The sequence below is a fragment of the Streptomyces sp. NPDC048415 genome, from assembly GCF_040651675.1.
Taxonomy (GTDB): Bacteria; Actinomycetota; Actinomycetes; order Streptomycetales; family Streptomycetaceae; genus Streptomyces.
The window spans coordinates 1-9743 of record NZ_JBEZKJ010000165.1; the positions used below are offsets into that span (position 1 = coordinate 1).

The following is a 9743-nucleotide window of genomic DNA, read 5'->3' on the forward strand; positions in this document are numbered from 1 at the left end:
GTCGGGCCCCAGCCATACCCGCTTGACAGCAGGCGGCCAGAACCACGGTCCGCCGCGATCAGCCTGGCTGACCCCTCCCAACCGAAACGCGGAGGTTAGCGCCTGGGCCGCCTCCTCCACATCGTCGAGCAGTCGCCGCAGCCGTTCGGGCAGCGTGCGGGACATGCTGACCTCGGTGTGCCGGATCCATTCCTTCTGCAGTCCCTCATCGCAGGCGTCGGGGTCCGCGAAGTCCGCGGGGCGGCGAGGTCCGCGCCAGCCGCAGGCGCAGACAACTCGGAGGCCTTGGGCGCGCCGCCGGCCTTCGGTGCCGTCGTACTTGTTCGACGACGCCCCAGGCGCTCCCCGTCCCGCCATGGTGGGGAACTACTGGCTCCGCGAGCTCCCTTTGAACGGGGCACTGCCGCGAAGGTGTGGCGGAACAACGCCAGTTCGCTGTGCGAGTGCATGACCTATCTGCAGACCATCGGGGTCCATCCCTAGCGGTCGGCAGGAATTGCGGCGACTGTTTCCTCTCGTGCAGTGGGTTGCGGCCTGCCTCGTCGAGGAGTTCGAAGTCGTCACCTGCGTTCGAATCTGGTCGTGCATTTCACGCCGTCTCGTGACTGGGAAGCATCTTCCCTGTCTGGTCTGGCCGATGAGGGGAAATCCTATGGTGAGCGATGCTGTTACGGCCGAAATTGGAGCTCCCTTGAAACTCACTGACGGCACCTACGACGTGTGGGGCGGATTGGATGGGCGGATCTCCATGAAGAAGGGCTCGGTTTCCGGAGCGAGGGTCTTCGTCGGCATCCGCCCCTCCCTGCGCGGGTGGAGGGCTCGCCAAGCCGCTTGATGCGCCCGCTTCAACCATCCCTTTTCTCTGTGATCTCAAGACCCGTACGGCCGGAGAGGGGCGTGCTTCGCCTTGGACGTTTCGACCTCGCTGCCACGCATGTCGGGGGCGTTGCCCGTGTTGGGACATGCGGTGCAGTTAATGCGTGATCCGGCCGCGTTCCTGTGTGCCGCGTCCGGCCACGGGCCCGTGGTCGAAGTGCTGTTGGGGCCACAGCGGACGGCCCTGGTGTGCGATCCAGAATTGACTCGGCAAGTGCTGGTCCACGACAAGGTATTCGACAAGGGCGGCGGGCTATACGACCGGGTGCGAGAAGTGACCGGCAACGGCCTGCTGAGCTGTCCCTTTGGCGATCACCGACGGCAGCGCCGACTGCTTCAACCGGCCTTCCATAAGAGCACGATCCCGTTGTTGGTCGATGTCGTCGCGGAGCACGTGCGGGACGTGGTGGAATCATGGCGCGACGGCCAGAGCATCGACGTCCCAGCCCAGATGCGGACGATCTCGGCACGGGCCATCGTGGCCACCATGTTCGACGGCGCCCTTCCCGGCCGCCTCACGGAGCTCGCGCTCGCTGACATGACAACCATCACGGCGGGCATCTACCGACAGACGCTCATGCCACGGGCCTTGCGCGGCCTTCCTCTCTTCGGCAACCACCGCTACGCGCAGGCGCGACAGCGGTTGCGCTGGACCCTGGGCGAGGTTATCGCTCGGCGCAGGGTCGCAGGAGATGGTGAGGTCAGCCTGCTGTCATTGCTCCTGGCGCAAGACGCTGCGAACGGAGGCGGTCCAGCGGGGGAGCAGAGCCTGTCCGACTCAGAAGTGAGTGACCAGGTGCTCACCTTCTTCATCGCCGGGATGGAAACGACCGGGAATTTGCTGGTGTGGGCGATGCATCTGCTGGCCCGTCACCAGGATGTGCAGAGGCGATTGTGGCAGGAGGTGAACGAGGTCACCGGCGGCGGTCCGACGGCCTTCGAGCATCTGGTGTCGCTGGAATTCACGAGGGCCGTGATGCGTGAGACGCTGCGTCTGTATCCGCCGGCGTGGCTGTTCACCCGGACCGCAACTACTGACGTGCGGCTCGGTGAGCACGATGTCCTGGCCGGGACGACGGTGGCGTTCAGCCAGTACCTTGTACAGCGGCTCGACGCTGTTCATCCCCGTCCGGACCAGTTCGACCCCGACCGCTGGGCCGATGACCGCGCCCCGCAGGTGCCACTGGGCGGGTTCATTCCCTTCGGGCTGGGCGCCCGCAAGTGCATCGGCGAGAGCCTCGCCATGGCAGAGGCGACCCTTGCGCTGGCTGCGGTGGTGGCCCGCTGGCATGTCGAGCCCGAGACCGACAGGCCCGTGCGATTCGCGAAGGACATCGTGATCCGGCCGCACGAAATGCGGCTGCGCGTCACACGTCGTAGCCCTACCGGGCCCTGAATCGTTCGCCGGTCCGGCCGCCTGACTGTGGTGCCCGCGCGGAGGCCGCTTGTCTGTCCCTGCTCTGCCCTCCCGGACTCTTTCCCGCACATGTCCGATTCCGTTGCTTGTCCCGTCCGTAGAGAGGTACGCCCATGGACGATCTCGTCCTGCCCCCGACTCGTATCCCTTCCCCTTCTGGCGACTGGAACAGGTCGGCGCACGAGGTCGGGACACTGCCTCCGCTTGTGCTCACCGCACTGCTGAACCGCCAGACACGACTCACTCCGGACGCGCCGGCCGTGCGGGACGAAGACGAGACGCTCTCCTACACGCAGCTGGAGCGGGAGTCGCTCCAACTCGCCCACCGGCTCAGCGCCGCCGGTGTGCGTCCGGGGGACCGCGTCGCCTGCACGCTGCCGCGCGGGGTACGCGCGGTGGTGGCTCAGGTGGCCGCCTTGCGTATGGGGGCGGTCCACGCGCCGGTGGATCCGGCCCTTCCGGACGCGCTACTGGCCGGCATGTTGCGCGAAATGGACGCGCGATGGCTGGTGTCCTTGAGTCACCACTGCCTCGCGATCGGCTTCGGCGGGGTGCGTCTGGACGTCGACCTGCCGCAGGTGCGCGCCGAGTTGGCCGCTCAGCCGGTCGACGGCTTCGTGGATCCGGACCCGGCGGACCCTGCCTACGTCATCCATACCTCGGGCACATCGGGGCGGCCCAAGGCCGTGGCGGTCGGCCACGGGGCGATCTCCCATGCGATGCGGGCCTACGCACGCCGGTATCCGGTGCCCGTCACCACCATGGCGCTGGTCTCGCCCATGACGGTGGATGCCTGTCTGGCGGGTATCTGGTGGACCTTGCTCTCGGGCGGGACGGTACTGGCTCTGCCCGCCGATACGGGCAGGGCGTTGGCGCGGCTGGCCGAGGTCCTCGAACGCGGGGAGGCCAGTCACACGGTGCTGACGCCCTCGCTCTACCAGCAGGTGCTGGCCGACGTCCGGTCAGGTCCCCCCATGTTGCGCCAGGTCATGGTGGCCGGGGAGGCATGCCCGCCGGATCTGGTGGCCGAGCACTACCGGGTGCTGCCGCACGTCGAGTTGGTCAACGGATACGGCCCCACCGAGGCGGCGGTCTGGTGCGCGACGGGGGTGTTGCGCCCAGGGGCCCTCGTGACCGTCGGCACCGCGATCGACGGGGTCGACCTGTACATCCTCTCCCCGGACGGCCGAGCCATGGACGAGGGGGAGGTGGGGGAGATCGGCATCGCCGGTCCGACGCTGGCCGACGGATACGCAGGCGATGCGCCGTCGACGCAGGAACGCTTCGCGCCGTGCGCCGCGGCGGCGGGCCGGCGCGTCTACCGCACCGGCGACCGCGGGCGGTTCCGCCCGGACGGCAGCCTGGAGGTGCTGGGCCGCCTGGACAGGCAGACCAAGATCCGCGGGCTGCGGGTGGAACCGGACGGCGTCGCGGCGGTTCTGCGTGCCCATCCCCGGGTCCGCGACGCCGTGGTCGCCGCCCACGACGGACGGCTGTGCGCCTATCTGGTGCCCGCGCAGGACCGGGACCGTGCCGCCGCGTCATTGCGCCGCTCCTGGCGGACGCTGATCGACGGCCTGGACCACGAGCGGGAGCACACCGGCTGGACCAGCAGCTACACCGCACAGGACCTGCCCGAGGCAGACATGACCGAATGGGTCGACCAGTGCGTGCGCCTCGCCCGCAGCAGTCGTCCGGACTCCCTGCTGGACCTGGGTTGCGGCACGGGCCTAGTCCTCACCCACCTGGCCCGCGACTGCTCCCGCGTCGTCGGCATCGACATCTCCTCCGCCACGCTCGACGCCTTGGCTATGACTCTGGAGCAGCTCGGGCTCGACCATGTCGAGCTCCGCCAGGGGGATGCCGCCGACACCGACGGGGCGGCCGGCTTCGACCTCGTGCTGTGCAATTCGGTGACGCCCTACTTCACCGACGCCGACCACCTCGCCCGAGTGCTGCGCGCGGCCCTGGATGCGGCGCACCCCACCGGGCGCGTGATCTTCGGCGACGTCAAGGACCTCGGTCTCAAGGACATGCTGCACGCGGCCGTGGTGGTCGCCGGGGCCGACGACCACACGCCTCTGTCGGCGCTGCGCGAGCAGTGGCGCAGGCGTGTGGCCCTGGACCCCCAACTGCACATCGCTCCCGGGTGGTTTTTGCAGGCCGCGCCCGGACGGCAGGTGGAGATCCGGCCCCGCCGCGGCGCGCGGCGCAACGAGATGAACGACTTCCGCTACGACGCCGTCCTTTCCCCACCGGCCACCGAGCCGCCGCTGGCGATGGACTGGGTTCCGTGGCCGGGCACACTGTCCGCTGTGGCCGCGCTGCTTGTGCCCGGACGGCTGGTCGGAGTGAGGGCCGTGCCCGACGTCCGTACCGCAGGCGCCTTCATCCTGCGCGCCCATCTGACGGCGGACGGTGGCGACCACACGGCTGGCGCTCTGCGCGGCCTCGCGGCCCGGGCCGAGGAGGCGGCCGTCCATCCCGAGCAACTGCACGCACTGGCAGATGAAGCGGGCTGGACGCTGCGTCTTTCGCGAGCGTCCGCCCATCCCGACGGCGCCTTCGATGCCGCGTTCCTTCCCCCGGGCACCCCGGACGCCGCCGAGCGGCCTCTGGCCTGGCCCTCCCCCGCCTGCTCCGCCGATGACGGAGCGGAGCTGACCAGCGATCCGCTCCGCGTACGACTGGCGGCCCTGGCCGAGGAGGATCTGCTGCCCGACGTGAGGGCCCACGCACAGACGCGATTGGCCGCCCACGAACAGCCCGTGGAGTATATGGTCCTGACCGAACTTCCCCTCACCGCAGCGGGCAAAACCGACTTCACAGCCCTGCCGCTACCCAGGGGCGTTCGGCCCGTACTTCCCACCCCCTACGCAGCACCGGCCACCGCGGCGGAACGCACCGCCGCCGAGGTCTTCGCCGAGGTCCTCGGACTGGACCGGGTCGGTGTCCACGATGACTTCGTCCAGCTGGGGGGCGACTCCCTGCTGGCTGTCCGCACTGCCGCCCTGCTGGGCGAACGACTCGGCGTGCACCTACCGCCCCGATGCGTTTTCGACGCCCCGACCCCGGCCGGCATGGCTGGCGTCATCGGTGACCTCCTGTCCACCCCGCCGCAGAGCACCGATCCGACCCCGGACGCGACGACGAGCCGCGAGCCGACGGTGGAGGCGGGACTGGCGGAGGGAGGGCAACTTCCCCTGAACACGACCCAGATGCTGATGTGGGCCTTTGACCTGCAGTTCCAACGAGGACTGGTCGCCGGAGCGGACTTCACTCTGGAACTGCACTACCGCATCGTCGGCCCCCTGGACACAGCAGCCCTGAGCGAGGCTGTCGACGCGGTGGTCAACCGGCATCCCGCCCTGCGGGCCGCACTGCGCCTGGAGGGCCTGCCGGCGGACTGCCGCCAAACGGTCGGCCCGTCTCGTACCGACCTCCTGCACGTCGAATCCGCCACCGGACCCGACCCGCAACGCGTTTTGCACCGACTGCACCAGTCCGACCCACTCAGCCTGCACGAGGGGCGCGTTTTCGCCGCAGAGCTCCTCGTCCTGGCTGCCGACCGGCATCTGCTGTGCCTGCGCGTCCACCACATGGTCGCCGACGCCCAGTCCGTGGCGCTGATCGAACGCGAGATCGCCCAGCACTACCGGGACACCGTGAACGCGCCGCAGAACGCATCCCCCCGCGGCCACGACATCCTGGCCCCGGCCCTGCTCGCGCCGACGCCCCCCACCGCTCCTCAGGCCGAAGACATCCATTTCTGGAGCGAGCGAGCGAGCGGCATGCGGCCCGTCCAGCTCGTCCCCCCGACTGCCCTGCCCACCCCCGGAACCACGCCCGGCACCACCCGGGCCCATAGCCTGCTGGTGCCCACCGCCGCCGCCCAACGGTTCCAACATCTGGCCCGTGCCCATCACTGCACTCCGGCCCAGGCTCTCTACGCCCTTACCTGCACGCTGATCGCCCTGGACACCGAAGACCCGGACGTACGCCTGCTCGGCGTCGGCGCGGACCGCCCCGGCCCACTTGCATACACCGTGCCCCCCCACATCGATGCCGTCATGCTGCGCCACACCGTCAACCGGCAATGGGGCGTGGCGGACGCGATCACCACGGCCGGGGCCACCCTGCGCCAGGCGCTGGCACACAACAGCGCACCGTTGCCCCATCTGTGCGCCCTGATCCCCGACCTCCAGGACGCCTTCAGCCACTCACAGTCCGTTCTCTTCCAGATGCTGCCACCCGCGGACGCACTCCGCCTGGAGGGATGCACGGCCGTGCGCACCGACCAACTCTCCGACGATTTCTCCGGAAGCGTCACCCAGGCCCCGATCGACCTGATGATCCTTGCCCGGGAAGAAGGTTCCCGCCTGCGCCTGGCCGCCCTGCACGACCCCGCCTTCGCCCCCGACGACTACGTGCAGCGCCTGCTCGAACGCTTGCTCACCCTGGTCGACGCCGCGCCCCAGGACGACACCGCCCGCCTGTGCGCACTGGTCGCACCAGACCCCTGGCTGTCCGCCCTGTGGCGCACGCACGCCTCTCGTCCGACCCACTGACAGCCCGAATTATCTCCATCGTCCCAGGTAACCTCCTCGTCTCAGGAGCATCACCTGACCGCCATCGCACCAGCCGCCCGCTTGACGTCACGTAACGACACTCCCGCCGTGTCCGTGCTGCAGGGGAACTCACGGGATGTCGCGTCAGGGGCATCAGTGCCAGAACGGAGCATGTCGCCGGGAAGGCCCGGCTGCGCCACGGGCTACCCAAAAGGGAAGTCACGAAGCGCAACGCCAGGGGAAAGGCTGTTGACGATGCATCGCGCCGCTCTCGTGAGCGAAGTCCCGTGTCCAACGCCATTAGATTGCCTCGCCGCAAAGCCCCGACTCGGCGGCGGGCGCCATGCCAATTACGCATGCGAGAGCGCCCGTCCAGGAGGGCAACCGTGACCATCACCGACGCAATGTGGAACGCGAGAAGCGCGGGTCTTGAGACGAGACTCCTTGCAACCGTACACACGGCTGCGAACAATGACAGCCCTGGGGCCGATGGAGCCGCCACCTATCTCGTTGGCCAGCCTGCCTACCGGCCATACGTCTCGACACAAATGCCGTGCAACGCAGACGGTCTCCAGGCAGCCGAGCACAGTCTGCAAATCGCGCGCTCTGGCGAGCTTCGAGCCGACCTCCTGGCTAGTCCGGTAACCGAGACGCTACGACGAGTCACCCGACAACACGCCAATAGCCTGTGGGACCCGGAGTCGGGTCATATGGCGCGCGCCATGACTGAGCTAGGACGGATAGCACCGCGGAAGGGGAATGAGGCGGTCAAGCTATGGAAGGAGTACCTCCGCAGGCAGCCGAACTCGACCGACAAGGTCATGACCATGCGGGACTATCTCGGCGCTGTCTACTTCTGGACGTTTCAGAGGGGCACCGGGCTAGACATGTTGGAGCTGTTCGGGTCGATGCTGTGCTTCACGTTGGCCGCTGACTTCGTAGACGCAGCGGACGGATCTGGGGTTAACAGTGCGTACCCATATCTCATGGCGGCAAGCGAAGGCTATGCTTACCTCGCGGGAAGTGCTCCGAATCGTATGGCACAGGAAGTGGCTCTCGGCGCCGCACTCACCTACCTCAAGGACGAGTTCCAATACGACAGTGCCAGAAGCCGGCTGCTCGTCGACTCTGAAGATCCCAGAGCCACTCCCGAAGACTGTGTAGTGTCCCGCTGGTGGGAGGGCTTCTTTACCCCACTCCTAAGACTGGCATTCGCCTCCGCGCCCTATAGGCACCTCACCGACGTCGACGGAACCTACAAGCCTGCGCAGACCTGTCCCTCCATAGCTCGTACGCTCGCCAGTGTTTTGCGCTATGACGACGTCATCGACGCCGTGCCAGACTGTGTCAACCACGAGACCGGCAACGAGTTCCTGACCGCGCTCGCTTCCGGCGGCCCCGCGAGCACCGTGGGCTTCGGCCAGGCCCTAGCTGAAGCCACCGACGCAACGCTGTCCTGCGCCTGCGGTCAACGAGGCCATGCCGAGGCGGCTGAGCATGCTATGGGCTTCTGTGTCTTCTACCCGTTGCACCCCCGGTACAACGTTCGACGACAGCTCGTCGCATTTGGCAATTCCGGTGGCGCCATCGCCCGTGCTATCGCGCCACCCTCTCCGGGAAATCGGCTCCGGACCTCGGCCTACTCACTGGAGCCGGGAATCGCCTTGCACTCACCTGCCTGGGAAACCCGGTGGCGACGCGCGCAACGGACCGTTGACGAGATCGCCCATCGTGTCACCAGGCGCAGCATTGCTGACGCCCCTCAGGCCGCTGCGTTCACAACTGCAGCAGCGACCGTCCTAGCCCACTGCGATCGGGCAGACGACAATGACTCGTTCCACCGACTGGCTGATGAGTGGCAAGACCTGTTCGATATCGCTCTCACCGTCCATGGCATGGGCGGCCTCCCGGGCGCAGCGCCCTTGCGTGAACTGGTCGGCGACATCTGGCGGCAGACCATCCTCGGTGCCACAAAGGGCCACGATGCGCGGCTATTCATGGACACAGATATTGCCGTGCGCAACACATTCTACCTGTCCGGAGACGAAGGCCACCGTTTGCGTCGAGCCTTCTTCGGAGTCGTTTCCAGTGCTATTGAGTTGTCTGGCTTCAACCCATACCAGCGGCTCACCGACCTCGTCAGCACCATCTGCCGACAGCCGTAGCCAATCATAAGATTGGCAAATTGCGCACTTAACACTTCCCATGAAGCTGCGCGTTCGAGAACGTATCAAGGCCAAACGAGTCGCAAACTGATTCCGATGCTGCTACCGTGCGAGCGCGTGTCAGAATTTGTCAACTCGGCGGGCAGTCATACGAGTTCAGGAGAGGAGACAAAACCGATGAGCGGCAATTCCGGTATCTCTTCCGGCGTTGGAGTCATGGCACTAGTGATCGCAGGCTGCCGATCAATTGAGACAGGCAGCCCTTCACCTTTGATCAGAGATCCATATGCCTCCTGGTTCGTAGGCGCTCCCGAGGTTGATAAACCCATCCCTGCAAGCGCCTCCGAGGCTGCTTCGACTGGGACGCGGAGCAACTACTGGAAGTCCCCTTCCAGCTATATTGCGATTCGCACGCGGGTCGACGCCTTTCTTCAAGACGCTGTATCTGGAGGGGTTCGGCAGGTAGTCGTCCTAGGTGCGGGCCTCGACACTCGCAGCGTGCGACTATCTTGGCCCACTGGAGTTAAGTATTATGAAATCGATCAGCCAGATGTTCTGGCCTTCAAGGCACAAGTGCTTCGGGCGCACGGTGTGGAGCCGCAGCAGTTCTATCAGCCAGTAGCCTCCGCGTTTCGGTTGGGAGGGGTCAGCCAGGCTGATCGCGGCGGACCGTGGTTCTGGCCGCCTGCTGTCAAGCGGGTATGGCTGGGGCCCGAC

The 9743-nt window shown here is 67.1% G+C and carries 4 protein-coding genes and 1 pseudogene; 4 read left to right on the forward strand and 1 reads right to left on the reverse strand.

Features of this window, described 5'->3' with window-relative positions; genetic code table 11:
* Positions 1-357 (reverse strand): annotated as a pseudogene (locus tag AB0D27_RS43940) (hypothetical protein); the annotation flags it as partial.
* A gap of 550 nt (positions 358-907) precedes the next feature.
* Between AB0D27_RS43940 and AB0D27_RS43945 the strand changes: the two are divergent.
* From AB0D27_RS43945 to AB0D27_RS43960, 4 genes are all read left to right on the forward strand, one after another.
* Positions 908-2272, forward strand: coding sequence for a cytochrome P450 (locus AB0D27_RS43945; protein ID WP_362520891.1), 1365 nt, complete (start codon positions 908-910; stop codon positions 2270-2272).
* Positions 2273-2406: 134 nt separating this feature from the next.
* Complete coding sequence (locus AB0D27_RS43950; protein WP_362520894.1) at positions 2407-6861, forward strand: amino acid adenylation domain-containing protein; 4455 nt, start codon at positions 2407-2409, stop codon at positions 6859-6861.
* A 386-nt stretch (positions 6862-7247) separates the two neighbouring features.
* Positions 7248-9026 carry a hypothetical protein gene (locus AB0D27_RS43955; protein WP_362520896.1) on the forward strand — a complete coding sequence of 593 codons (1779 nt, stop codon included), beginning with the start codon at positions 7248-7250 and terminating at the stop codon, positions 9024-9026.
* A 216-nt stretch (positions 9027-9242) separates the two neighbouring features.
* Positions 9243-9743: class I SAM-dependent methyltransferase (locus AB0D27_RS43960; RefSeq protein WP_362520899.1), on the forward strand; the 501-nt coding region annotated here is incomplete at its 3' end.